Genomic DNA, 24,981 nt, shown 5'->3' with positions numbered 1-24,981 from the left:
CGCCGTCCGAATGCTGGACGGTGCTGTCAAAGTTCAGCGGCGAAGGCCGCGACAAGTGCGGGAGCGGACAATGGAATATCGGCAACTCGGCAATTCGGGACTGATGGTCTCGGTGCTCACCATGGGCACGATGACCTTCGGCCGGAAGGGCGGCTTCGCCAAGGTCGGCGACATCACCGAGGTCAAGGACGCGCAGCGCCAGATCGACATGGTGATCGACGCCGGCGTCAACCTGCTCGACACCGCCAACGCCTATTCGGGCGGCGAATGCGAGGAGATCATCGGCAACGCGCTCGGCGGCAAGCGCAAGAACGGCGTCCTTCTCGCCACCAAGGCGCGTTTCCCGATGGGCGACGGCCCGAACGATCGCGGCCTGTCGCGCTACCATCTGATCCGCGAATGCGAGGCGAGCCTCCGCCGCCTGAAGACCGACGTCATCGACCTCTACCAGGTGCACCAGTGGGACGGCGTCACGCCGCTGGAAGAGACGCTGGAGGCGCTCGACAGCCTCGTCCGCCAGGGCAAGGTGCGCTACATCGGCTGCTCCAACTATTCCGGCTGGCACATCATGAAGGCGATGGAGATCGCCCGCCGCGACCACCGCATCCCCTTCGTCTCGCAGCAGATCCACTACACATTGCAGGCGCGCGAGGCCGAGCAGGAGCTGGTGCCGATCACGCTCGACCAGAAGCTCGGCATCCTGGTCTGGAGCCCGATCGCCGGCGGCCTGCTCTCCGGCAAGCATCGGCGCGACAAGGAGACACCGAAGGACAGCCGCCTGTTCCAGGGCTGGACCGAGCCGCCGATCCACAACTGGAACCGGCTCTGGGACATCGTCGACGAGCTGGTTTCGATCGCCGACTCGCGCGGCGTCTCGGGCGCGCAGGTGGCGCTCGCCTGGCTGCTCGGCCGGCCGGGCGTGACCTCGGCCATCATCGGTGGCCGCACCGACGCGCAGTTCCAGGACAATCTCGCCGCCGCCGACCTCAAGCTGACGGCGGAAGAGCGCGCCCGGCTCGACAAAGTCAGCCAGAAGCCGCTCGACTATCCCTACTGGCATCAGGTCGCGGCAGCGCCGGACCGCCTCGGCGCGGCCGATCGCGCTTTCCTGCAACCCTATCTGGCCGACTGAGCCGGACGGGAGAAAAGCGAAAGGCCCGGCAAGTCCGGGCCTTTCTTGTTTCGGGATTTGACCTTGGAGACGGCCCACCACCCTCGCCGTCATCCCGGGCGAAGTCCCGGGATCCACTCAGCCGAGACGCGCCCTAGAACTTGTAGTTCAGGCCCGCCTTGACCGCGTTGGAGGTGACGCCGACATCGGCCTGGGCAGGTGTGCCTTCGAGGATCGTCTTGCTGCCGAGGTCAACATAGTCATATTCGAGCCGGCCGGTGAGGTTCGGCGTGAAGCCGTATTCGACGCCGGCGCCGGCCGTCCAGCCGACGGCCCACTGGCTGTCGGAACCCACCCCGGCGACCTTGGCCTCGACATCGCCATAGGCGACGCCGCCCTTGCCGTAGAACAGCCACTTGTCATAGGTGAAGCCGATCCGGGCCGTGGTCGAGCCGAGCCAGTTCAGATCCAACGCGGCGTCGCCGACGCTGTCGCTGAGCCCGCTATAGGCGATGTCCGTCTCGAAGCCGACGAGCCAGGGATTGGCCTGATAGTTGTAGCCGGCCTGAACGCCGAACAGGCCGCCGCTGACGCTGTCGAGGAAATCGGCGTCCTTGGTGCCGCTGCCCCAGCCGAAGCCGCCATGCACGCCGGCATAGAAGCCGTTCCAGTCGAAAGTCGTCGTCTGGGCGGGAGCCACCGGAACGGGTTCGTTGACCGAGATGTCGGCAGCCGATGCCGCATTCGCCAGCGCTACGAACACCGCGCCCGCAAAAAAGAGTTGCCTCATCTCGTACCCTCTCGAACCCAAACTCCGTCGATACCCACCGCCATGCGTATCATGGCGGCCAAAAAAGGCGCCATCACGGCCCATGAAAGCCTGAAATCGGTATGCGAGCGGCGTCCGTCAAGATGCGGCCGAAAGGAAGGCGGCCGCTGCGGCATCCCTGCAACAGAAGCGGGCGGGCGGGGCCTGTCGGCCGATCGGCCCTACCGCACCAGGATCGCCCGGAAATCATTGACGTTGGTCAGGGTCGGACCGGTGACGACGAGCCGGCCGAGCGCCTCGAAGAAGCCGTAGCCGTCATTGTTGGCGAGCCGGGCGACGGGATCGATACCCCTCGCCCTCGCCTCGCCGAGGCTGCCGGCGTCGATCCAGGCGCCGGCATTGTCCTCCGAGCCGTCGATGCCGTCGGTATCGCAGGCGATCGCGGCGATGCCCTTGTGGCCATCGAGCGCCACGGCGAGCGCCAGCAGGAACTCGGCATTGCGGCCGCCCCGTCCCCTGCCGCGCACGGTGACGGTGGTCTCGCCGCCGGACAGGATCACGCAGGGCTTGGCCACCGGCTGGTCATGCGCCGCCGCATAGATGCCGATCGCCGCCAGCACGCGGGCGACGTCGCGCGCCTCGCCTTCCAGCGCGTCGCCGAGCACGAGCGGCGTCAGGCCGATCGCGCGCGCCGCTTCCGCCGCCGCATCGAGCGCCATCTTCGGCGTCGCCAGCATCTCGACCGCGCCGCCGGCGCCGGCCTCGACCGCATTGGCGCGGATCGCCTGCTCGACGCGCGGCTCGATGGCGATGCCGTATTCGGCGAGGATCGCCAGCGCGGCTTCGGGATCCGACGCCTCCGGGATCGTCGGACCGGAACCGATCGCGCCGGGATCATCGCCGGGCACGTCGGAGATCAGGAAGGTCACCATCCGGGCCGGCGCGGCTGCGGCGGCGAGGCGGCCGCCCTTGATGGCGGAGAGCGCCTTGCGAACCTGGTTCATGGCGCCGATCGGCGCGCCGCTCTTCAGAAGCGCCCGGTTCAGCGCCTGCTTGTCCTCGAGGCTCACGCCCGCCGCTGGCAGCGCCAGCAGCGACGAGGCACCGCCGGACATCAGGAAGACGACGAGATCGTCGGGACCGGCCGAAGCGGCGATGTCGAGAATGCGCTGTGCCGCCGCCATGCCGGCGGCATCGGGAACCGGATGCGACGCCTCGACCACCTCGACGAAGCGGGTCGGCGTGCCGTGGCCGTAGCGGGTAACGGCAAGGCCCTCCGGCGCCGGGTTGCCGGCGGCTTCCCAGGCATCCTCGAACGCCCGCACCATCCGCGCCGCGCCCTTGCCGGCGCCGAGCACGATCGTCCGCCCCTTCGGCGCGAGCGGCAGCCGGCCTTCGAAGCGGCCGTCCGGCAGCGAGGCCGCCAGCGCGGCGTCGAAAAGCGCGCGGAGGATGGCCCCGTCTGGCGACGTTACGTCGAGAGCGGGCGAAGTCTTGTCGAGCGTCATGTTACATGCCTGTCCGCATAGGGGCCGAACGCCACGTTCTGGTTCCGCATTCCGCTGCGCCGCCGTCCCGGGCAGGAGCCCAGAAGGTCATCGGGCGGCTTCGATGCGGATCGACCCGGCGAGCGCCTCGAAGAGAGGGCTGGCCCTGCCGATCGCTGCGGCGGTCGTGGCACAGGAAAGACTGATTCGATAGGTCGGGGTATCGGCGATCGCGATGTACTGCCGGACATTCTCGTGGTCGGGACCGAGCGTCGGCGTGATGACAGCCGCGGCGCCGGGGACGCCGTTGCCGAAGCCGAGCGGCCTGATCGTCTCGACCCGGCCGAGCAGCTTGAGCGTCAGGCGCATCGATTGCGTCAGTTGCTCCAGCATCTCCGGCGTGTTGAGCGCCGCCTGATCGAGCGCGCGGACATCCTCCGGCTGCTCCTTCAGCGCGACGGCACACAGGCTGGCCGAGGAACCGGCCTTGGGCAGGTCGGCGCTGTCGATATCGATGACGAGATCATGCCGCGCATGGCCCCGCCGCTTGCCGATGACGAGCGGCGCCGGCACCTCGAAGACGAGCCCGGTCGAATAGTCGTGGAACGCGCGCTGCCAGGACGGCGCGCCGGATTCCGCCGCGCCGGCCGAGGCGACCGTCACCGCGGCGACCGCGGCGAGGACCACCGCGAGCGAAACGGCCGAGCGACAGCCGTTCCAAGCGCGGAGGGCGAGCGCCACGATCATCCTGCGGACCTGTCCGGCGGCATGGCGTGGCGCTCCCAATTCAGTCGCGCACGCCGACGACATAATCCTGGATCTGGTCGACGATCGCCCCGGTCATCGGGATGGCGGCGTCGCTCATCAGGAAGATCGCCAGGCGCGCGACGTCGTCCGGCTTGATCAGCCGGCCCCAGGGCATCATCGCCTCGGCTTCCTCCAGCCAGCCCTCGCCCTTGCCGAGCTTGACCGCCTGCATCTCGCGCTCGCCCGGCGTGTCGGCCCAGCCGAGATTGATGCCGTTGACGCTGATGCGGTCGAAGCGGTGCGAATGGGCGGCGTTCTTGGTCAGGATCGACAGCGCCGCCTTGGACGAGGCGTAGACGCCGAGTTCCGGCGTGCCGCCATAGGCGTTGACCGACAGGATGTTGACGATGGAGCCCGGGGCGCCGCGATCACGCAGATGCCGGATCAGGCCCTGCATCAGGAACATCGGCGTGCGCACATTGGTGGCGAACACCGTGTCGAAGAAGTCGACGTCGGCATCGGCGATCGAGCCTCGATCGGTGCTGGCGGCGGCGTTGACGAGGCCGTCGACATGGTCGAAGCGGTCCAGCGTCGCGTCCATGACGATGGCGGCCGCGTCGGCGGCCGAGAGATCGACCGAGACGAAGCCGCCGCCGACGCCGAGCGCCTCCAGCTCGGCCACGACCGCGGCGCCGCGCTGCGGGTTGCGCCCGACCAGCATGACGCCCTCCGCGCCGGAATGCGCCGCCTCCAGCGCCACGGCCCGGCCCACGCCCTGCGTGCCGCCCGTCACCAGAAGTATCTTGCCGTCCACGCGCGCTTCCATTGGCGAACTTCCCTGCCCCGTTCTCGCAATTCGCGAGTTGATTTCATTGCCGGACTTGTTCACGGCGTCGCGGCGCGGCACGCTGGCCGGCACGGACGGGAACCAATCCGGCCGCGATCCTAGCCGGGCTCGTCTCGGCTATGCAACTTCGCGCGCGCCGCATCGCCCCGTCCGCCGACAGGTCCGAATCGAGAGATCCATGCCGTTGCAGCCGCTCCCCCAGTTCGACGACGCCGCCGGGCGGATCGCCGATGCCCGCCTCGACCGCAGCGCGCTCGCGCTGCTGCCGGACGCCATCCGTCCACCCGACGAGGCGACCGCCTATGCCGTGCAGACGCGCGTGCACCAGAGGCTGTCACGCGGACGCTACGGCCGGCGGATCGGCTGGAAGATCGGCTGCACCACGCCGGTGATGCAGACCTATCTCGGCATCCCCAACCCGTGCGGCGCCGGATTGTTCGAGGGCACGACGCATATCTCCGGCGCGACGATCTCGGCCGCCGATTTCCGCCAGGTCGGCATCGAATGCGAGATCGCCGTCCGCCTCGGCCGCGACCTCGATCCGACCGGCGCGCCATTCCGCGCCGAGGACATGGCGGGCGCCGTCGACAGCGTCATGGCGGCGATCGAGCTGGTCGACGACCGCTATGCCGACTGGCGCAAGACCGACACGCCGACGCTGATCGCCGATGATTTCTTCGCCGCCGGCTCCGTGCTGGGCGCGCCGCTCACGCTCGCCGACGCGCCCGATCTGGCCGAGGTCGTGGGGGTGACGCGGATCAACGGCCAGGAGGTCGGGCGCGGCCGCGGCGCCGATGTGCTCGGCCATCCCTTCGCGGCGCTGGCCTGGCTCGCCAACAGCCTGGCGGCCAGGGGCGACCGGCTGCGCGCCGGCGAGATCGTCCTGACCGGCAGCCTGGTCGAAACCCGCTGGCTCAAGCCCGGTGACAAGGTGGAGATCTCGATCACCGGACTCGGTGAGGTGACGCTCACGGTGTCAGAATAGCCGGGCCAAAGCGGAGTGCGGAGGCTCGGCTTCGGCAGTTCGCCCCGAGTTGCCTCGGCGCCGGCTGCCGGGGATGGCGGTTGGTGTTGAAGGCTTGGTGAAGACCGCTTGCGACCAAGCTCGCCGTCATCCCCGCGAAGTCGAGGAGCTTCGCGCTGCGAGACTTACGGGCGCATGGATCCCCGCCTGCGCGGGGATGACGGCGAAGCGCTGGTCGGAAGCCGATGCCCGTTGCGCCGCGCCCTACCGAAAATGCTTCGAAAGCTTCAGGCCCTGGGCCTGGTAGTTCGAGCCGAGGTCGCTGCCATAGAGCCGGGCGGGGCGTTCGGACATCTTCTCGTAGACGAGGCGGCCGACCGTCTGGCCATGCTCGAGGATGAACGGCACCTCGTGGCTACGCACTTCGAGCACGGCGCGGCTGCCGGCGCCGCCGGCGGCCTGATGGCCGAAGCCCGGATCGAAGAAGCCGGCATAGTGGACGCGGAATTCGCCGACCAGCGGATCGAAGGCGACCATCTCGGCCGCGTAGTCCGGCGGCACATGCACCGCCTCGCGCGAGACGAGGATGTAGAACTGATCGGGATCGAGGATCAGCTCGGCCTTGCCGCGCACCGGGATCGGCTCCCAGTAGTCGAGCACGTCGCAGGCAGCGCGGCGATCGACGTCGACGACGCCGGTGTGGCGCTTGGCACGGTAGCCGATGATGCCGTTCGAGCCTTCGAGATCGATCGACAGCAGCAAGCCGCCCGAGGCGCGGAAATCGCCGTCGACCAGCGGCTCGCGCGCGTTGAGGGCGGCGAGCTCGCTGTCATTCAGATGCGTATCGCCGCGACGAAAGCGGATCTGCGACAGGCGCGAGCCGGTGCGGGCGACGATCGGGAAGGTGCGCGGGGACACTTCCAGATAGAGCGGGCCCTGGTAGCCGGCGGGAATGGTGTCGAAGGACTGCGCCCGGTCGGTGATGACGCGGGTGAAGATGTCGAGCCGGCCGGTCGAGGATTTCGGATTGGCGGAGGCCTGCACGTCGGCCGGCAGCGCCAGGCTTTCGAGCAGCGGCACGATGTAGACGCAGCCCGTCTCCAGCACGGAGCCGTGGGTCAGGTCGATCTCGTGCAGGGTCAGTTCGGCGAGCCGGTCCTTCACCAGCACGTTGGGGCCGGGCAGGAAGCTGGCGCGCACCCGGTAGGCGACGGCGCCGAGGCGCAGGTCGAGGCTCGCCGGCTGCACCTGGTCGGCGTCGAGCGGCCGCTCGATCCGGATCTGGCCGGCCGCGAGGCTGGCCCGGATCTGCTCGGCCGAGAGAATTCCGATTGCTGCTTCGCTTGACATGCCCGCTCCGTAACTCATGCCACTGCATAGGCGAGCGACGGGAATGCGGCAAGTCCGCGCGAATGCAAGAAGTCGCCGTTGACGCCAAGCCGCCGGAGGCATATCAAAAAAACCATAGATCGTGGTCTATTTGAGCCGACCGGCTTGCCGCCACGTTAAACAATGTCGCTAAAAGGTCGGTTGCCGGAACTCCGACATCCGATTTTTGCCCGACCGTCGCGTCGGGTTTTTCGTATCGGGACCCAAACAGAATGTCTGAAGACAAGCCAAAGCGCCCCCGCCGCCCCGCCACCGAACTCGTGCATGGCGGAACGCTCCGCTCGCAGTTCGGCGAGATGTCCGAGGCGATGTTCCTGACCCAGGGCTTCGCCTATGACACCGCCGAGGCCGCCGAGGCGCGCTTCAAGGGCGAGAATCCCGGCTTCATCTATTCGCGTTTCTCCAATCCGACCGTCTTCATGTTCGAGGAGCGGATCCGGCTGCTGGAAGGCGCCGCCGCCGCCCGCTCGACCGCGAGCGGCATGGCCGCCGTCACCGCGGCGCTGATGTGCATGCTGAGGGCTGGCGATCATGTCGTCGCCGCCAAGGCGCTGTTCTCGTCCTGTCTCTATGTCGTCGAGGACCTGCTGCCGCGCTTCGGCGTGCAGTCGACCCTCGTCGACGGCACCGATTTGAACCAGTGGCGCGACGCGGTTCAGCCGAACACCAGGGCTTTCTTCCTCGAAAGCCCGACCAATCCGACGCTCGAAGTGATCGACATCGCCGCCGTGGCCGAGATCGCGCATGAGGCCGGCGCGCTGCTGATCGTCGACAACGTGTTCGCGACGCCGATCTGGCAGCAGCCGATCAAGCTCGGCGCCGACGTCGTCGTCTATTCCGGCACCAAGCATATCGACGGCCAGGGCCGCGTGCTCGGCGGCATCATCCTGTCGGCGGATGAGGCCTATGTGAACGACCATCTGCACAATTTCCTGCGCCAGACCGGTCCGACGCTGTCGGCCTTCAACGCCTGGGTGCTGCTCAAGGGCCTGGAGACGCTGGATCTGCGGGTCCGCCGCCAGACCGAGACCGCCGCCCGCGTCGCCGACATGATGGCGGCGCATCCGAAGGTGGCGAAGCTGATCTATCCGGGCCGCGCCGACCATCCGCAGGCCGATATCGTCAAGAAGCAGATGGGCGCCGGCTCGACGCTGATCGCCTTCGAGGTCGACGGCGGCAAGGAAGCGGCCTACCGGGTGGCGGGCGCGCTGGAGATCGTCAAGATCTCCAACAATCTCGGCGATGCCAAGAGCCTGATCACCCATCCCTCGACGACGACGCACCAGCGCCTTTCCGAGGAAGCCAGGCTCGGCTTCGGCATCACCCAGGGCCTGCTCAGGCTGTCGATCGGCCTCGAGGATCCCGACGATCTGATCGAGGATTTGCAGCTGGCGCTCGACCAGGCCTGACGGCCGCGCCGCCCTGCCGTGGCGGGCGATGCGATTTGCAGAACCACCTGTCGACGCTGGCAATCCGGCGCCGGCAGGGCGGATCGGGGCCGGGTGCGACGATCTGCGAAGCACCAATCCGCGGATGCGCTAAATTGCGCAGTGGCGGCGCAGCCCCGTCCGTGATTACTGACGCGGAATTGACTGGCGTCAATCCAAACGATCGTTGGACAGCTTAAGCATCCTGCACTAGTTTGGAACAAATCCAGGAAGCGGGCGCTGCTGATGGACTATCAATCGTTTTTCGTGGATGCGATCAACGCTCTCCACTCCGAGAAGCGCTATCGCGTCTTCGCCGACCTTGAGCGCATCGTTGGCCGGTTCCCGCATGCGATCTGGCGCTCCGAGCGCGGCGCGCGCGAAATCACCGTCTGGTGCTCGAACGACTATCTCGGCATGGGCCACCATGCCGACGTCGTCCGCGCCATGGCCGAGACGGCGCAGGGCCTCGGCACCGGCGCCGGCGGCACCCGCAACATCTCCGGCAACAGCCATCCGATCGTCGAGCTCGAAGCCGAATTGGCCGATCTGCACGGCAAGGAAGCCGGCCTCGTCTTCTCGTCCGGCTTCGTCTCCAACGACGCCGCGATCTCGACCATCGCCAAGCTGCTGCCCGACTGCCTGATCCTGTCGGACGAGCTGAACCATGCCTCGATGATCGAGGGCATCCGTCGCTCCGGCGCGCAGAAGCGCATCTTCCGCCACAACGACCTCGAGCATCTCGAAGAACTGCTCAAGGAAGCGGCCCCGGGCCGCGCCAAGCTGATCGTCTTCGAGAGCGTCTATTCGATGGACGGCGACATCGCGCCGATCGCCGGCATCTGCGACCTCGCCGAGAAGTACGGCGCCATGACCTATATCGACGAGGTCCATGCGGTCGGCATGTACGGCCCGCGCGGCGGCGGCATGGCCGAACGTGACGGCGTCATGCACCGCATCGACGTCATCGAGGGCACGCTGGCCAAGGCATTCGGCACGTTCGGCGGCTACATCACGGCGAGCCGCGCCGTCGTCGACGCCGTGCGCTCCTATGCGCCGGGCTTCATCTTCACGACGGCGCTGCCGCCGGCCATCTGCGCCGCGACGACCGCCTCGATCCGCCATCTGAAGGCCTCGCAGGTCGAGCGCGATCTGCAGCAGAAGCATGCGCAGCTGACCAAGTCGGTGCTGATCCATGCCGGCCTGCCCGTCATGCCGTCCGAGACCCATATCGTGCCGCTGTTCGTCGGCAATCCGGATCTCTGCAAGCGCGCCTCGGACATGCTGCTCGAAGAGCACGGCATCTATATCCAGCCGATCAACTATCCGACCGTGCCGCGCGGCACGGAACGGCTGCGCATCACGCCGACGCCCTGCCATGACGAGGCGCTGATCTACGGCCTGCGCGACGCGCTGATCGACGTCTGGCATCGCCTCTGGCTGCCCCTCGGCCGCACCGCGCCCGCCAATGTCGGCCGCATGGTCGCCGGCGGCTCGCGCTTCGAGGTCTTCCCGCCCGCCGGCGGCTGACCTCACTTTCCGTCCCATGCAAAAGGCCCGCCGGTGCTCCCGGCGGGCCTTTTTTTCGTTTGCAGAGACGGTCTTTACCTTGCCGCCCGGATGCCGGTCAGCTCAGCCGGACGGACATCCCGCCATCCGCAATCATCGGGCTTCCCGTCATGAAGCTCGACCGGTCGGACAGCAGGAACAGCGCCGCCTGGGCGATTTCCTTCGCGCCTGCCAGCCGCTTCATCGGATGCAGTTTCGCGACGTACTCCATGACACCCGGATTCCCCTCGCCGCCAGCGGGCGTGACCGTGCCACCGGGCAAGAGCGCATTGACGCGAATGCCTTCCGCGGCATGGTCGGACGCCAGCGACTGCGCCAGGCCGATCTGGCCGGCCTTGGACGCGGCATAGGCCCCCATTCCCGGCAGGCCGCCATTGCTGAAGCCGACGAAGGACGAGGTGAAGACGATCGAGCCGCCGCCGCGCGCCCTCATGGCCGGGATCTGCGCCTTGGCCGCCAGGAAGGCCGCCGTCAGGTTGACCGAGATGACGGCGTTCCAGTTGTCGAGCCCCATGTCGGCGACCGGGCCCATCTCCCCGACAATGCCGGCATTATTGAACGCGCCATCCAGCCCGCCGAACGACGTTGTGGCGAGATCGACCAGGGCGCTGGCATAGCTCTCGTCCCGCACATCGCCGGCCAGGTACACGGCCCTGCCGATGCCCTGGTTGATGGTGGCCGCGAGGGTTTCGAGCTCACTCGACCGGCGCGCGCCGAGAACCACGTCGGCGCCCTCGGCCGCGAACAGCAGGGCTGCCGCTTTGCCGATGCCGCTGCTCGCCCCGGTGATGATGATCGACTTGTTTTCCAGCTCCATGACGTCCTTTTCCTGTCCTGGTTTCCAGCCCTTCGAGGCGGTTCCAGAGGCACGGTGTCATGGCGCGGCCGCATCGCGCGATCCGTTTCCTGCGGTTGAATGGGCCGCGTCGGGGCGGCTCGCGCTTCGAGGCCTTCCCGCCCGCCGGCGGCAGGACGGCTCGTGGAGAGCGACCCTGCACTTCCGCAGGATTTGCCTGTCCACGCCGTGCAAGACTTTCTATGATTTCAAGCACGACAGAGGGCTCCTATGCGCAGCCAGGAAGACTACAGTAACCGCCTCAACCGGGTGCTCGATTACGTCTATGCCCACCTGGAGGATGACCTCTCCTTTGACCGACTGGCGGAAGTCGCTTGTCTTTCTCCCTATCACTGGAGCCGGATCTACTCGGCCATGCGCGGAGAAACGATTGCCGCAACGATCCGCAGGCTAAGGCTCCAGCGCGCTGCCGATCGGCTGTCCAACTCCGATCTGGACATCGGAGCGGTGGCCACGCGTGCCGGCTATGGCTCTGCCGACACGTTCGGGCGGGCCTTCAGGGACGCGTTCGGCGTGAGCCCCGCTGCCTACCGTAGAAGCGGCTCGCACGCCGCTTTCAAGGCTGCCAAGGCGGCCAGCGATGCGAGCGCCTTCCCCGTGACGGTGGAGGCCTTGCCGGAGCGGCGATGTGCGGGGGTCGAACACACGGGCTCCTACATGGAAATCGACCATGCCATGGGCAGGCTCTTTTCCGAGCTTGTCGCCCGTCAGGCCCTGCCGGCCCAGCCAGCCATGATCGGGGTGTTTTTCGACGATCCCGACCTCGGGCCGGAGGAGAAACTGCGGTCGCGCGCCTGCCTGCCGGTGACAGATTCCGTCACCATCGATGCGCCTCTGGTGGAGACGGTCCTGCGCGGCGGGTCCTATGCGAAACTGAGTTACACAGGTCCCTATGCCGATATGCGCGGTGCCTATCGCTGGTTTCTGGGCGTGTGGCTACCCGCTTCCGGCCATGAGCCGGATGATGCTCCCATCTTCGAAGCCTACCTCAACGACCCACGCGAGGTGCCGCAAACCGAACTGCGCACCGATATTCACCTGCCTCTCAGGGCAGGCCCATGAAGACCCCGCCTGTCCCCGGGGCCGTTGCCGTAGCGCTATCGCGCCACCCCGAGCCCGTGCGGGCGCGTCTGTTGGAGCTTCGCGAGATGGTCTTTGCGGTAGCCGCGGAAACCGAAGGCGTCGGCCCGCTGACCGAAACCCTCAAATGGGGCGAAGCGGCCTACCTGACCGAGGCGAGCAAGAGCGGAACAACCATCAGGCTGGGTGCCCTGAAGTCGGCGCCCGGAGACTGCGCGGTGTTGTTGAACTGCAGGACGACGCTGGTCGAAACGTTCCGGACCCACTTTGCGGACAGCTTCGCATTCGAGGGCAATCGCGCACTCATCGTGTCCACGACGGGGGCTCTGCCGCGCGAGCCATTGAGGCTCTGCTTGCGTGCGGCCCTGACCTATCATCGACGAAAGGGTACAGTTCGGCCTGCCATGGACATCCGCCCCGCGGAACAAGCGGCGCCGATTATCCTAGGCCGGCCGAAACTCCCCCCGTTCGACTGACAAATGCGGTGCTAGCACCGCCCATTCACCGTCGCCTGGATCTCTACTTCGCCAGCCAATCGGCCAGGCGGCGGGTCGCCTCGCGGACCTGGTCGAGGTTGCGCAGATAGCAGAGCCGCATGAAGCCGGCGCCACCGGCGCCGAAGGCGTCGCCGGGGGCAAGGCCGACACCGGCCTCGTCGACCAGCCGCAATGCCAGCGCCCGCGAATCCGGCTCGCCATCGACGGAGAAGAAGGCATAGAACGCGCCGGCCGGGCGGACCAGCCGCACCCGCCCCGTCTTCTCCAGCCCGGAACAGACGATCTCGCGCGCCGCCTCGGCGCGCTCACGCTGAAAGTCGATGAAGGCGTCGCCCTGATCGAGCGCCGCGACGGCCCCGCGCTGCAGGAATTTCGGCGTGCCCGAGCTCGAATACTGCACGAGGTTCTCGATCACCTGCCCGAACGCCGGCGGCGCCGACAGCCAGCCGACGCGCCAGCCCGTCATCGCCCAGTTCTTCGACATCGTGTTGACGTAGAGGATGCGGTCATCCGGCTCGGCGACGTCGTAGAAGGACGGCGACCGCTCACCCTCGTAATAGAAGCGCGTATAGACCTCGTCCGAGACGATCCAGAGCCCCCTGGCCCGCGCGAAGTCGAGGATAGCCTGCAGTTCCGCGCGCGTCGCCGTCCAGCCGGTCGGGTTGCAGGGCGAATTGAGGAACAGCGCCTTGGTGCGCGGCGTCACCGCTTCGAAATAGCGGTCGAGATCGAGCGTCCAGCCGGCATTGCCATAGGTGAGCGGCACCTCGACCACCTTGGCGCCGCCGACTTCGGCGGCGGCGGCGAAATTCGGCCAGGCCGGCGTCGGCACGACGACTTCGTCACCCTGGCCCGCGACCATGCGCAGCGCGATCTGGATCGCCGGCATGCCGCCCGAGGTGACGAAGAAGCGCTCGGCATCGAAGGGCTTGCCGTAGAGGCGGGCGTGATAGAAGGCCAGCGCCTGCCGCAGCTCGGGAATGCCGCGCTGGTGGGTGTAGAAGGTCTCGCCCGCCAGGAGCGCGTCCTGCGCCGCCTCGCTGATGAAGGCCGGCGTCGGCAGGTCGCCCTCGCCGACCCAGAGCGGGATCAGGCCGGCGCGGTCACGCCCGTAGTTGAAGACCTCGACGATACCGCTTTCCGGAGCCTGGCTTGCTTCCGGGCGCAGCGTATTCAATGCGGTGTGAATGGACACGCACGTTTCCAATGGCTGAGGCGCCGGATCCCCCCGGGACCCTCGGCGTCTTTGTTCGGTGACAGGCGGAAAACTAGGCGCCAACCAAGACAAAACGGCGGCCGAGGGCCGCCGTTTGCTGCGCTGGGCGCAAATTTATCCTTCGCAGAGCCTACTTCTTGGCGAGCAGGTCGCGGATCTCGCGGAGCAGCGCCACATCCTCGGGGGTCGCGACCGGCGCCGGCGCGACCGCCTTCTCGCGCTTCATCTTGTTCATGCCCTTGACGACCAGGAACAGGATCCAGGCGACGATAAGGAAATTGATCAAGAGCGTCAGGAAGTTGCCGTAGGCGATGGTGGCGCCGGCCTTGCGCGCCGCGTCGAGGGTCGGCTGCGGATCGCCGGCAAGCTGGATGTACTTGTTGGTGTAGTCGATGCCGCCCGTGATCACACCGATGATCGGCATGATGATGTCGTTGACGATCGAATTGATCAGGCCGCTGAAGGCGGCGCCGATGATGATACCGATGGCCAGATCGACGACGTTGCCCTTCAGGGCAAACTCCTTGAATTCCTTCAGCATACAAATGTTCCTTTTGCCCGGCTCGCGCGGCAAGCTCGATTCACGACCAGGCCGACTATAGCGCAGGCATGGGACGCGCGAAACGTGTACGCTTTACTGACCAATGCTGTTTGCGGGGCAGCGAAGGGTGGCGAGGCCGGCCTCCCTGCGGCGTCGAGCGCGATTGACGGGCCCGCTCGGCAGGGGCTAAGAGCCTCGGACCAATATCGAGAAGAGCCGATGTATCGAACCGTTACGCGATCGATTCAGGTGACCGTGCAGCCGAGCTTCGTCGAGGACGATTCCTCGGCCGGCGAGAGCCGCTATGTCTGGGCCTACACCATCGAGATCGTCAATCTCGGGCTTGAGAACGTCAAGCTGCGGTCGCGCTTCTGGCGCATCACCGACGGCCGCGGCCATACCGAAGAAGTGCGCGGCATCGGCGTCATCGGCAAGGAGCCGTCGCTGAAGCCCGGCGAGAGCTTCGAATATACCAGCGGCTGCCCGCTCTCGACCCCGTCCGGCATCATGGTCGGCACCTACCAGATGCAGACCGACGACGGCGAGATGTTCTCGGTCGACATTCCCGCCTTCTCGCTCGACATCCCGAACGCCGCCCGCATCCTGCATTAGGATTTTCGAGGCCCGGCAACACGCTCGCCGCCACCCCATAATCGCACAGCTCCGACACACAGGGATCCATCCCGCTGGATGGGCTGACGTGCGAGGAACCACGGCGGCGTGTTGGCGCCGCCGAGCCTGCGTCAAGGAAGCCCCCGCCACAGGCGAGGGTCCGGATCGTCCCGGCGGAGAACTCAGCCCTCGCCGAGGAATTCCTGCGGTTCGAAGCTGTATTTGGCGCCGCAGAACTCGCAGGTAACGGCGATCTCGCCGCCCTCGATGCTGTCCGTGATCTCCTCGGCCGAGAAGCCGCGCAGCACGCCGCTGATCCGGTCGCGCGAGCAGGAACACTGGTCCCGCACCGGCATGGAATCATAGACGCGAACGCCGCGCTCGTGGAAGAGGCGGTAGAGCAGCCGCTCGGCCGGCACTTCCGGATCGATCAGCTCGTGGTCCTGCACCGTCGAGACCAGCGACGTCGCTTCCGCCCAGGCATCATCGTCCTCGGCTTCGGTCTCGTGGCCGTCCGGCACGTCACCGCCCGGCAGGTCGCGATGCGCCACGCCGGAACCCGCCTGCGGCAGGAACTGCACCATCATGCCGCCGGCGCGCCAGCTATGCGCGGCGCCGCCATCCTCGCGCGTCATCATCTCGGCGACGGCCAGGCGGACAACCGTCGGGATCTGTTCCGACTGCGCGAAATAGGCGTGCGCCACCTCTTCCAGGCTGGCGCCGTCGAGCTTGACGATGCCCTGGTAGCGGCTGCTGAACTCGCCCTGGTCGATGGTCATGGCGAGGATGCCGGTGCCGAGCAGGAGCTCCGGCTTCATCGAGCCCGCCTCCTCCATCGCCGCGACGCGCTCCTTGTCGAAGCGGGCATAGGCGCGGATATTGCCGGGCGTGCGATAATCGACGACCAGCATGTCGACCGGGCCGTCCGTCTGCGTCTGCAGCAGGAACTGGCCGTCGAACTTCAGCGAGGAGCCGAGCAGCACGGCGAGAACGATCGCCTCGCCGAGCAGTTTGGAGACCGGCAGCGGATAGTCGTGCCGCGCCAGCAGCGCCGACAGCGCCGGCCCCATCTGGATGGCGCGGCCGCGCACGTCCAGACCGTCCACGGCGAAGGGCCGCACGGCGTCATCGCCGGCTATGTCGATCGAGCCGGCGTCGAAAGGTTCGATTTTTTCCATCAAAGAGCCTCCGGGCCGCCCATGCACCAGGCAAGAATGCCCTTTTGCGCGTGCAGCCGGTTTTCGGCTTCGTCAAAGACGACCGATTGCGGGCCGTCCATCACTTCCGCCGTCACCTCCTCGCCGCGATGGGCGGGCAGGCAATGCATGAACAGCGCGTCCTTCTTGGCGCGCGCCATCAGCCGCGAATTCACCTGATAGGGCTTCAGCAGATTATGCCGCCGTTCCGCCTCGCTGTCGCCCATCGACACCCAGGTGTCGGTGACGATGCAGTCGGAATCCGACGCCGCGTCCTCGGCGTCCTCGCCGGCGATCACCTCGCCGCCATTGGCGCGGGCCCAGTCGAGCAGGCTGTGCGCCGGCGCCAGTTCCTCCGGCGTCGCGATCTTCAGGCGGAAATCGAAGCGCGCCGAGGCGTGCACCCAGGAAGCGAGCACATTGTTGCTGTCACCGAGCCACGACACGGTCTTGCCGGCTATCGGACCGCGATGCTCCTCGAAGGTGAGGATGTCGGCCATGACCTGGCAGGGATGCGAGCGCCGCGTCAGGCCGTTGATGACCGGAACCGTGGCGTTGCGGGCCAGCTCGTGCAGCTCGGCATGATCGAGGATGCGGATCATGATGCCGTCGACATAGCGCGACATCACCCGCGCCGTGTCGGCGAAGGTCTCGCCGCGGCCGAGCTGCATCTCGGCTCCGGTCAGCATCAGCGTCTGGCCGCCGAGCTCGCGCATGCCGACGTCGAACGAGACGCGCGTGCGGGTCGAGGGCTGCTCGAAGATCATGGCCAGCACCTTGCCGGCGAGCGGGCCGACGCCGTCGCGGGCGCCGTTGCGCGTCGCCTTGATGTGCTTCGCGCCCTCCATGATCTGCCGCAGCGTGGCGGAATCGAAGTCTGTCAGGTCGAGAAAATGCCGAACCATGATGGATATCCCGACCGCTTACGCGGATTGACGGGCCGCGTCAGCGGCCCCGCCTTCGATTGCGGAAAAGGCGGCGTCGAGCTTGTCGATGGCGGCATCGACTTCGGCCTTGCCGATGTTGAGCGGCGGCAGCAGGCGCAGCACGTTGTCGCCGGCGCCGGCGGCCAGCATGCGCTGCTCGCGCAGCGCGGCCACGACCTCGGGGATCGGCTTCAGCGCATGCAGGCCGATCAGCAGGCCCTCGCCGCGAATGTCGTCGACGACGCCCGGATGGCTGTCGAGCAGCGCGCCGAGGCGCTGGTTCAGATAGCGCGCCGTCTCGCGCACATGCTCGAGGAAGCCGTCGGAGAGGACGACGTCGAGAACGGCGTTGCCGACCGCCATCGCCAGCGGATTGCCGCCGAAGGTGGTGCCGTGCGTGCCGGGCGTCATGCCCTTGGCCGCCTCGTTGGTGGCGAGGCACGCGCCGAGCGGGAAGCCGCCGCCGATGCCCTTGGCCGCCGTCAGGATGTCGGGGGCGATGCCGGTCCACTCATAGGCGAACAGCTTGCCGGTGCGGCCGATGCCGGTCTGGACTTCGTCCATGATCAGCAGCATGCCCTCGGCGTCGCAAAGCGCCCGCAACTCGCGCAGGAAATCATTCGGGAAGGTGCGCACGCCGCCTTCGCCCTGGATCGGCTCGATCATGATCGCCGCCGTCGCGGGCGTCACCGCCGCCTTGATGGCATCCATGTCGCCGAACGGCACCTGGTCGAAGCCCTCGGTCTTCGGCCCGAAGCCGTCGAGATATTTCTGCTGGCCGCCGGCGGCGAGCGTCGCCAGCGTGCGGCCATGGAAGGCGCCCTCGATGGTGAGGATCCGGTAGCGCTCCGGCTGGCCGTTCACATAGTGGTAGCGCCGGGCGGTCTTGATCGCGGCCTCGTTCGCTTCCGCGCCCGAATTGGCGAAGAAGACGCGGTCGGCGAAGGTGTTGGCGACCAGCGTGTCGGCGAGCCGCTCCTGGCCGGGGATCCGGAACAGGTTCGAGGTGTGCCACAGCTTGCCGGCCTGTTCGGTCAGCGCCTGCACCAGGACCGGATTGGCATGGCCAAGCGTGTTCACCGCGATGCCGGCGGAGAAATCGAGATAGGCGTCCCCGTCTCGCGTAAAGACCCAGGCCCCCTCACCTCGCTCGAATTCGAGCGGCGCACGCGCAAAGGTGTCGTAGAGGCTGGACGAGGTCTTGGTTACGCTGGTATCGGGGGCGTTCATATCCCCTCCTTCGGATCAAACCACGGAAACGGGTGCCAAAAAATCAAAAGTGCCGCCCGAGGCCGACGCGCCGGGCAGCACTTTCTGCGTTGCCCTTATATCACGGTCGCGACGTTTTGTGTCAATCAAAACGGCAGGTGGGCACCCCAGGTGGCGGCTAAGCGATTGAGCCGACTCACGGTTCGGGATTTGGCCGTCAAGTTGGGGAAAACGCGTAGATCCGGCTCTAGGATTCCCGCCGACTCTTGTCACCGAGTCAGGCCATATAGTATGTTAACAACCGTTAAGATACGAAATATCGAGCAGGTACCTCCCCCTGACCCAAGTATGGCGTTCACAGTCGTCCGGCATCCCGGCTGACGACCGCGACAGGATTCCGGGTATCGCTCCGACCGACAAGGACACGCTATGACTTGGACGGACGAACGGGTTGAGTTGCTGAAGAAGCTCTGGACCGACGGCTTGAGTGCAAGCCAGATTGCTTCAGAGCTCGGCGGCGTAACGCGTAATGCGGTCATCGGCAAGGTACATCGGCTGAGCCTGTCGGGTCGCGCCAAACCGGCCTCGACGCCGGTCGCCCGCGCCCGCAAGCCGGCGGCGGCCACCAGTGGCCGATCCGCGACAACGGGAAGGCCCAATCCGGTCCGACCGATGGTGGCGGGCAACACCGCCCTGAAGCCGCTCGGCCAGATGGCGCCCGAGCCGCGGCGCATGCCCCGGCCGGCCGGCTCGGACGATGTCGTCGTTCCGATCAGCCTGCACGCCACGATCCTCACGCTGACCGAGCAGACCTGCAAGTGGCCGATCGGCGATCCGAGCACCGAGGATTTCCACTTCTGCGGCCAGCGCTCGAACTCCGGCATTCCCTATTGCGAATATCATTCGCGGGTCGCCTATCAGCCGGTGCATGACCGTCGCCAGAAGAAGGCCGTCGGCGCCTGATCGCGACGACGTCCCCTCCCCGCCTTCGTCGCTGACCGAGGCGGGTCGCAGTTCCGGCCGTGCCGCCCTCCCCCCGAGGCGCACGGCCGAATTGTTTTCAGGGCCGAGCAGACAAAAAAGCCGCGTGGCGAGATCTCGCACGCGGCCTTTTTTTGCATTGATACCGATCGATACGAACCGCGCGCCGCCTTGCGCTCCCCCGCAAGGGAGGGTTCGAGCGCCTTGGTCGGCTCAGGCCATCGCGAACTGGTCGTCGAAGGAATAGCCGGAGCCGCGCACGGTGCGGATCGGATCCTTGACGCGGCCGCGGTTCACCGCCTTGCGCAGGCGGCCGATGTGGACGTCAACCGTGCGCTCGTCGACATAGACGTCGCGGCCCCAGACGCCGTCGAGCAGCTGCTCGCGCGAAAAGACGCGGCCGGGGCTCTTCATCAGATATTCGAGCAGGCGGAACTCGGTCGGGCCGAGATGCAGCTCGCGGCCCGAGCGGCGGACGCGGTGCGTCTCGCGATCCAGCTCGATATCGCCGGCCTTCAGCAGCGACGCGATCACTTCCGGCCGGGAGCGGCGCAGGATGGCGCGGACGCGGGCCATCAGCTCCGGCACCGAGAACGGCTTGACGACATAGTCGTCGGCGCCGGTGGCGAGACCGCGGATGCGCTCCTGCTCCTCGCCGCGGGCGGTGAGCATGATCACTGGCAGCGTGCGGGTGGCGTCGCGGGCGCGCAGGCGCCGGCAAAGCTCGATGCCGGAGATCCCCGGCAGCATCCAGTCGAGCAGAAGCAGATCCGGAACCGTTTCGAGGAGGCGCATCTCGGCGTCATCACCGCGCGGCACGACCTCGACCGCATAGCCTTCCGCTTCCAGATTGTAACGGAGGAGGAGGCTCAGCGCCTCCTCGTCCTCGACGATCATAACGCGCGGCGTCATTCGCGATTATCCTGGCCTATTCCGACCTTCGGTCAGTTCTTCTGGTAGACGACGGCAGTCGTGCTCGACTCGTCCTGCTTGGGACGATCCTCGGCCAGGACACGGCCGGTCACGACATAGTGCACCGTCTCGGCGATGTTGGTGGCGTGATCGCCGATGCGCTCGATGTTCTTGGCGCAGAACAGAAGATGCGTGCAGAAGGTGATGTTGCGCGGATCTTCCATCATGTAGGTCAGGAGCTCGCGGAAGAGCGACGTGTACATGGCGTCGATCTCTTCGTCGCGCTTCCAGACCTCATAGGCCTGGTCGACGTCGCGGGTCGCATAGGCGTCCAGCACGTCCTTCAGCTGCGCGAGCGACAGCTGCGCCATATGCTCGACGCCGGTGTTGAAGCGCTTCGACTGCAGCTGGCCGTCCAGCGCCATGACGCGCTTGGCGATGTTCTTGGCGAGATCGCCGATGCGCTCGAGATCGCTGGCGATGCGCTGCGCCGCGATGACTTCGCGCAGGTCCATCGCCATCGGCTGACGCCGGGCGATGATCATGATGGCGCGCTCTTCGCATTCGCGCTGCAGAGCGTCGAGCTTCTTGTCGTCGGCGATGACGGTCTTGGCGGTTGCCGTGTCGACCCGGATCAGCGCACCGACGGCGACGTCGACCAGGCGCTCGGCCATGCCGCCCATCTCGGCGATGCGGCGGGCGACGTCGTTGAGCTCTTCGTCGTAACGGGAAACAATGTGTTCGGACATGTCGTTCTCCTGCCCGCGCCCGGCCTTAGCCGAAGCGACCGGTGATGTAGTCCTGGGTGCGCTTGTCGCTCGGCGACGTGAAGATCTTCGTCGTCTCGTCGAACTCGATCAGTTCGCCGAGATACATGAAGGCCGTATAGTCGGAGACGCGCGCGGCCTGCTGCATGTTGTGGGTGACGATGGCGATCGTGTAGTCGGTCGTCAGCTCGTCGATCAGTTCCTCGATCTTGGCCGTCGAGATAGGGTCGAGCGCCGAGCAGGGCTCGTCGAACAGCACGACTTCCGGCTTGACCGCGATCGTGCGGGCGATGCAGAGGCGCTGCTGCTGGCCGCCGGAGAGGCTGAGACCGCTGGAGTGCAGCTTGTCCTTGACCTCGTTCCAGAGCGCGCCGCGCGTCAGCGCCGCCTCGACCCGGCCGTCCATCTCGGAGCGCGAGAGGTTCTCGTACAGGCGGATGCCGAAGGCGATGTTCTCGTAGATCGACATCGGGAACGGCGTCGGCTTCTGGAACACCATGCCGATCCGGGCCCGCAGCATGTTGCGGTCCTGGTTGGGATCCAGCACGTTCTGGCCGTCGAAAATCACCTCGCCCTCGGCATGCTGACGCGGATAGAGGTCGTACATCCGGTTCAGCACGCGCAGCAGGGTCGACTTTCCGCAGCCCGACGGACCGATGAAAGCGGTGACCTTCTTCTCGTAGAGCGGCAGGTTGATGGTCTTCAGCGCCTGGCTGTCGCCATAGAAGAACTTCAGGTTGCGGATCGAGATCTTCTCGGCCAAGCCGGTCGTATTCATCGCGGTCTGGGTCATTTTTGAGCCTTGGGGCTGAGGAAGGCGCGAGCGACGATGTTGAGCGCCAGCACGGTAAAGGTGATGAGCAGCGCGCCGGTCCAGGCGAGCTTCTGCCAATCCGGATAGGGCGACAGCGCGAACTGGAAGATCGTCACCGGCAGCGACGACATCGGCGCGTTGAGATTGGTGCTCCAGAACTGGTTGTTCAGCGCCGTGAACAGCAGCGGGGCGGTCTCGCCAGAGACGCGGGCGATCGCCAGCAGCACGCCGGTGACGATGCCGGACATCGCGGCCTTGTAGGCGACGTGGCGGATCATGATCGAACGCGGCAGGCCGAGCGAGGCGGCGGCTTCGCGCAGCTGGTTCGGCACCAGGTTGAGCATGTCCTCCGTGGTGCGGACGACGACCGGGATGACCAGGATGGCGAGGGCGGCCATGCCGGCAAAGGCGGAGAAATGGCCCATGCGGACGACGACCACCTCATAGACGAACAGGCCGATGACGATCGACGGCGCCGCCAGCAGGATGTCGTTGATGAAGCGAACCACGGTGGTGATCTTGTTGCCTCGGCCATACTCCGACATGTAGGTGCCGGCCAGGATGCCGATCGGCGTGCCGATGATGACGCCGCCAAAGGTCATCAGCAGGCTGCCCCAGATCGCGTTCAGCAGGCCACCGGCCGAACCGGGCGGCGGCGTCATTTCCGTGAAGACCGCCAGCGAAAGACCGCTGAAGCCCTCATAGAGCAGCGCGCCGAGGATCAGCACCAGCCAGGCCAGGCCGAAGATGGTGGCGCCGACGGAGAGCGTCAGCAGGACCTTGTTGCTGCGGCGGCGGCGGCGGTAGAGCGCCTGGGCGACGGGCGAGGACGCGCCCGAATAGCCGGCCGAAGCGGTAGTGCCGAGAGAGCTTGCCATGGTCGCGCGCCTCAATTGCCGGCTTTGACGTTCATGCGCATCAGCAGGAGACGTGCCGCAGCGAGAACGATGAAGGTGATGACGAACAGGATCAGGCCGAGTGCGATCAGCGACGAGGTGTAGAGATCGCCGACGGCTTCGGTGAATTCATTGGCGATCGAGGCCGAGATCGTCGTGCCGGGCGCCAGGATCGAGGCGGAGATCTTGTGGGCGTTGCCGATCACGAAGGTGACCGCCATCGTCTCGCCGAGCGCGCGACCGAGGCCGAGCATGACGCCGCCGATGACGCCGACGCGGGTATAGGGCAGCACCACCTTGGTGACGACTTCCGACGTCGTGCAGCCGAGGCCGTAGGTCGCCTCCTTCAGCACCGCCGGCACCGTGTCGAACACGTCGCGGGTGATCGAGGTGATGAAAGGCAGCACCATGATGGCCAGGATGAAGCCGGCGGTCAGGATGCCGATACCGTAGGGCGGACCGGCGAACAGATTGCTGAGCAGCGGGATCGGCTCGAACAGCGAGATCAGGAAGGGCTGCACCTTGGTCTGGAAGAAGGGGGCGAAAACGAACAGGCCCCAGATGCCGTAGATGATCGAGGGGATGCCGGCGAGCAGTTCGATGGCGATGCCGATCGGACGCTTCAGCCAGGGCGGGCAGAGCTCGGTCAGGAAGATGGCGATGCCGATGCCGACGGGAACGGCGATCAGCAGCGCGATGAAGGAGGTGACCACCGTGCCGTAGATCGGCGCCAGTGCGCCGAACTTCTCGGTGACCGGGTTCCAGGACTGCGAGGTCAGGAAGCCGAAGCCGAAGGTGGAGAGTGCCGGGATCGAGCCGTGGATCAGGGAGAGAATGACACCGCCCAGCAGCAGCAGCACCGTCAGGGCGGCGCCGAAGGTCAATCCTCTGAAGGTGGCGTCCCCGGCCCGGAACCGCCGCATGCGTTTCAGCTTGGCACTATCCATGCCGGCGCTGGTCACGCCTGTCATCGCTGCATCGACCATGTTGTTTTCCCGGTTCCGCATGGGGAGCCACTGAATGGAAGTTCGGAAGAGGGGCCGTGCGCCCCTCTTCCCTTGTCAAATCAAGCTTAGTTGGCCGCGAAGACCGGCTTGCCGTCGGCAAGGATTTCCTTGGCCCAGGTCGCCTTGATGTTGGCGACGACCGAGTCCGGCAGCGGGATGTAGTGCAGTTCCTCGGCCATCGCGTCGCCCTTGTCGTAGGCCCAGTTGAAGAACTTCAGGGCTTCGGCGACAGCGGCCGCGTCATCCGGCTGCTTGTACATCAGGATGAAGGTGGCGGCGGTGATCGGCCAGGAGGTGGCGCCGGGCTCGTTCGTCAGCAGGACGTAGTAGCCGGGAGCATTGGCCCAATCGACGTTGGCAGCGGCGGCGGCGAAGTTGGCAGCGTCCGGACCGACCGTCTGGCCGTCCTTGTTGACCAGCTTGGCGTAGGACATGCCGTTCTGGGCGGCGAAGGCATACTCGACGTAGCCGATCGAACCCTGCGTCTGGCCGACATTGGCGGCGACGCCTTCATTGCCCTTGGCGCCGAGGCCGACCGGCCATTCGACGGCCGAAGCGGCGCCGACTTCGTCGGCCCAGGCCTTCGAGACCTGCGAGAGATAGGTGGTGAACACGAAGCTGGTGCCCGAACCGTCCGAGCGGCGCACGACGGCGATCGCCATGTCCGGCAGCGTCAGCGACGGGTTGAGCTTCTGGATCGCCTCGTCGTTCCACTTGCCGATCTTGCCCTGGAAGATGTCGGCCAGCGTCTGGCCGTCGAGGACGAGCTCGCCCGGCTTCAGGCCCGGAACGTTGATGATCGGAACGACACCGCCGATGACGGTCGGGAACTGGACCAGGCCGGCCTTCTCGAGCTCTTCGGGCTTGAGCGGCGCGTCGGAGGCGCCGAAGGTGACCGTCTTGGCCTTGATCTGCTTGATGCCACCGCCGGAACCGATCGACTGGTAGTTCATGCCGATGCCGGTTTCCTTCTTATAGCTATCCGCCCACTTGGCGTAGACCGGATAGGGGAAGGTCGCGCCAGCGCCGGAAATGTCGGCGGCCTGCGCCGAACCGAGGCCGATGGTGGCGGCGAAAAGGCCGGCGGCGAGAGCGAAGTTCTTGAGTTTCACCTGACGTCTCCCTGACGAAGGTTCGGGACTTGCGGTTGCTTGTCCCCGC

25 protein-coding genes and 1 riboswitch are annotated in these 24,981 nt (G+C 66.6%); of the genes, 8 read left to right on the top strand and 17 right to left on the bottom strand.

Annotated elements, in window-relative coordinates:
* The first annotated feature begins 70 nt into the window (after nucleotides 1–70).
* A complete protein-coding gene (locus G342_RS0105090) occupies nucleotides 71–1,132 on the top strand; it encodes an aldo/keto reductase (RefSeq protein ID WP_018182029.1) in 1,062 nt (353 codons plus the stop codon).
* Nucleotides 1,133–1,265: 133 nt separating this feature from the next.
* Here G342_RS0105090 and G342_RS0105085 read toward each other — a convergent pair whose 3' ends face one another.
* From G342_RS0105085 to G342_RS0105070, 4 genes are all read right to left on the bottom strand, one after another.
* Nucleotides 1,266–1,901, bottom strand: a complete 636-nt coding sequence (locus G342_RS0105085; protein ID WP_018182028.1) for an outer membrane protein — start codon at nucleotides 1,899–1,901, stop codon at nucleotides 1,266–1,268.
* Between the two features lie 200 nt (nucleotides 1,902–2,101).
* Nucleotides 2,102–3,388: a glycerate kinase type-2 family protein gene (locus tag G342_RS0105080; RefSeq protein WP_018182027.1), complete on the bottom strand. Its 1,287-nt coding sequence runs from the start codon at nucleotides 3,386–3,388 to the stop codon at nucleotides 2,102–2,104.
* Between the two features lie 87 nt (nucleotides 3,389–3,475).
* A complete protein-coding gene (locus G342_RS0105075; RefSeq protein WP_156830807.1) occupies nucleotides 3,476–4,108 on the bottom strand; it encodes a hypothetical protein in 633 nt (210 codons plus the stop codon).
* A gap of 46 nt (nucleotides 4,109–4,154) precedes the next feature.
* Entirely contained in the window at nucleotides 4,155–4,940 is a 786-nt protein-coding gene (locus G342_RS0105070; protein WP_018182025.1) for an SDR family oxidoreductase, read from the bottom strand.
* 199 nt (nucleotides 4,941–5,139) lie between these two features.
* On the opposite strand from G342_RS0105070, the gene G342_RS0105065 reads away from it, so the two are divergent.
* Nucleotides 5,140–5,946: a 2-keto-4-pentenoate hydratase gene (locus G342_RS0105065; RefSeq protein WP_018182024.1), complete on the top strand. Its 807-nt coding sequence runs from the start codon at nucleotides 5,140–5,142 to the stop codon at nucleotides 5,944–5,946.
* A gap of 243 nt (nucleotides 5,947–6,189) precedes the next feature.
* Here G342_RS0105065 and G342_RS0105060 read toward each other — a convergent pair whose 3' ends face one another.
* Nucleotides 6,190–7,275: a 2'-deoxycytidine 5'-triphosphate deaminase gene (locus tag G342_RS0105060; RefSeq protein ID WP_018182023.1), complete on the bottom strand. Its 1,086-nt coding sequence runs from the start codon at nucleotides 7,273–7,275 to the stop codon at nucleotides 6,190–6,192.
* A gap of 111 nt (nucleotides 7,276–7,386) precedes the next feature.
* Nucleotides 7,387–7,467, top strand: a riboswitch (SAM riboswitch).
* A gap of 59 nt (nucleotides 7,468–7,526) precedes the next feature.
* Between G342_RS0105060 and G342_RS0105055 the strand changes: the two genes are divergently transcribed.
* Nucleotides 7,527–8,723: an O-succinylhomoserine sulfhydrylase gene (locus G342_RS0105055; RefSeq protein ID WP_026304137.1), complete on the top strand. Its 1,197-nt coding sequence runs from the start codon at nucleotides 7,527–7,529 to the stop codon at nucleotides 8,721–8,723.
* A gap of 264 nt (nucleotides 8,724–8,987) precedes the next feature.
* On the top strand, nucleotides 8,988–10,271 hold the full coding sequence (hemA, locus tag G342_RS0105050; RefSeq protein WP_018182021.1) for a 5-aminolevulinate synthase: 1,284 nt from the start codon (nucleotides 8,988–8,990) through the stop codon (nucleotides 10,269–10,271).
* 97 nt (nucleotides 10,272–10,368) lie between these two features.
* On the opposite strand, the gene G342_RS0105045 is transcribed toward hemA, so the two are convergent.
* Nucleotides 10,369–11,127 (bottom strand): SDR family oxidoreductase, encoded by a 759-nt coding sequence (locus G342_RS0105045; RefSeq protein WP_018182020.1) that lies wholly within the window; start codon nucleotides 11,125–11,127, stop codon nucleotides 10,369–10,371.
* 249 nt (nucleotides 11,128–11,376) lie between these two features.
* Here G342_RS0105045 and G342_RS0105040 point away from each other — a divergent pair, with 249 nt between their 5' ends.
* Both G342_RS0105040 and G342_RS0105035 read left to right on the top strand, forming a co-directional pair.
* Nucleotides 11,377–12,228, top strand: coding sequence for an AraC family transcriptional regulator (locus G342_RS0105040; protein WP_018182019.1), 852 nt, complete (start codon nucleotides 11,377–11,379; stop codon nucleotides 12,226–12,228).
* Nucleotides 12,225–12,722 (top strand): DUF1801 domain-containing protein, encoded by a 498-nt coding sequence (locus G342_RS0105035; protein WP_018182018.1) that lies wholly within the window; start codon nucleotides 12,225–12,227, stop codon nucleotides 12,720–12,722. Before G342_RS0105040 ends, G342_RS0105035 begins: the two co-directional genes overlap by 4 nt.
* A gap of 43 nt (nucleotides 12,723–12,765) precedes the next feature.
* On the opposite strand, the gene G342_RS0105030 is transcribed toward G342_RS0105035, so the two are convergent.
* Both G342_RS0105030 and mscL read right to left on the bottom strand, forming a co-directional pair.
* Complete coding sequence (locus G342_RS0105030; RefSeq protein WP_040878303.1) at nucleotides 12,766–13,932, bottom strand: pyridoxal phosphate-dependent aminotransferase; 1,167 nt, start codon at nucleotides 13,930–13,932, stop codon at nucleotides 12,766–12,768.
* A gap of 157 nt (nucleotides 13,933–14,089) precedes the next feature.
* Entirely contained in the window at nucleotides 14,090–14,500 is a 411-nt protein-coding gene (mscL, locus tag G342_RS0105025) for a large conductance mechanosensitive channel protein MscL (protein WP_018182016.1), read from the bottom strand.
* Nucleotides 14,501–14,719: 219 nt separating this feature from the next.
* On the opposite strand from mscL, the gene apaG reads away from it, so the two are divergent.
* Nucleotides 14,720–15,112 carry a Co2+/Mg2+ efflux protein ApaG gene (gene apaG, locus G342_RS0105020; RefSeq protein WP_018182015.1) on the top strand — a complete coding sequence of 131 codons (393 nt, stop codon included), beginning with the start codon at nucleotides 14,720–14,722 and terminating at the stop codon, nucleotides 15,110–15,112.
* Between the two features lie 182 nt (nucleotides 15,113–15,294).
* On the opposite strand, the gene G342_RS0105015 is transcribed toward apaG, so the two are convergent.
* The 3 genes from G342_RS0105015 to G342_RS0105005 are packed head-to-tail and all read right to left on the bottom strand — an operon-like array spanning nucleotide 15,295 to nucleotide 18,464.
* Entirely contained in the window at nucleotides 15,295–16,290 is a 996-nt protein-coding gene (locus tag G342_RS0105015) for an Hsp33 family molecular chaperone (protein WP_018182014.1), read from the bottom strand.
* Nucleotides 16,290–17,213 carry an ornithine carbamoyltransferase gene (gene argF, locus G342_RS0105010; protein WP_018182013.1) on the bottom strand — a complete coding sequence of 308 codons (924 nt, stop codon included), beginning with the start codon at nucleotides 17,211–17,213 and terminating at the stop codon, nucleotides 16,290–16,292. Before argF ends, G342_RS0105015 begins: the two co-directional genes overlap by 1 nt.
* A gap of 18 nt (nucleotides 17,214–17,231) precedes the next feature.
* A complete protein-coding gene (locus G342_RS0105005; protein ID WP_018182012.1) occupies nucleotides 17,232–18,464 on the bottom strand; it encodes an aspartate aminotransferase family protein in 1,233 nt (410 codons plus the stop codon).
* A gap of 408 nt (nucleotides 18,465–18,872) precedes the next feature.
* Between G342_RS0105005 and G342_RS0105000 the strand changes: the two genes are divergently transcribed.
* A complete protein-coding gene (locus tag G342_RS0105000) occupies nucleotides 18,873–19,406 on the top strand; it encodes a GcrA family cell cycle regulator (protein ID WP_026304136.1) in 534 nt (177 codons plus the stop codon).
* Between the two features lie 231 nt (nucleotides 19,407–19,637).
* Here G342_RS0105000 and phoB read toward each other — a convergent pair whose 3' ends face one another.
* From phoB to pstS, 6 genes are all read right to left on the bottom strand, one after another.
* Nucleotides 19,638–20,336, bottom strand: coding sequence for a phosphate regulon transcriptional regulator PhoB (phoB, locus tag G342_RS0104995; protein WP_018182010.1), 699 nt, complete (start codon nucleotides 20,334–20,336; stop codon nucleotides 19,638–19,640).
* A gap of 32 nt (nucleotides 20,337–20,368) precedes the next feature.
* Complete coding sequence (gene phoU, locus G342_RS0104990) at nucleotides 20,369–21,085, bottom strand: phosphate signaling complex protein PhoU (RefSeq protein WP_018182009.1); 717 nt, start codon at nucleotides 21,083–21,085, stop codon at nucleotides 20,369–20,371.
* Between the two features lie 25 nt (nucleotides 21,086–21,110).
* On the bottom strand, nucleotides 21,111–21,896 hold the full coding sequence (gene pstB / locus G342_RS0104985; protein ID WP_018182008.1) for a phosphate ABC transporter ATP-binding protein PstB: 786 nt from the start codon (nucleotides 21,894–21,896) through the stop codon (nucleotides 21,111–21,113).
* A complete protein-coding gene (gene pstA, locus G342_RS23285) occupies nucleotides 21,893–22,795 on the bottom strand; it encodes a phosphate ABC transporter permease PstA (protein WP_018182007.1) in 903 nt (300 codons plus the stop codon). The genes pstB and pstA overlap by 4 nt, the downstream gene beginning before the upstream one ends.
* Nucleotides 22,796–22,806: 11 nt before the next feature.
* Nucleotides 22,807–23,760: a phosphate ABC transporter permease subunit PstC gene (gene pstC, locus G342_RS0104975; RefSeq protein ID WP_425402199.1), complete on the bottom strand. Its 954-nt coding sequence runs from the start codon at nucleotides 23,758–23,760 to the stop codon at nucleotides 22,807–22,809.
* Nucleotides 23,761–23,885: 125 nt separating this feature from the next.
* Nucleotides 23,886–24,932: a phosphate ABC transporter substrate-binding protein PstS gene (gene pstS, locus G342_RS0104970; protein ID WP_018182005.1), complete on the bottom strand. Its 1,047-nt coding sequence runs from the start codon at nucleotides 24,930–24,932 to the stop codon at nucleotides 23,886–23,888.
* Nucleotides 24,933–24,981: the final 49 nt, after the last annotated feature.

The sequence above is a fragment of the Kaistia granuli DSM 23481 genome (assembly GCF_000380505.1).
GTDB lineage: Bacteria > Pseudomonadota > Alphaproteobacteria > Rhizobiales > Kaistiaceae > Kaistia > Kaistia granuli.
This window is presented reverse-complemented; position numbering and strand designations above follow the sequence as displayed.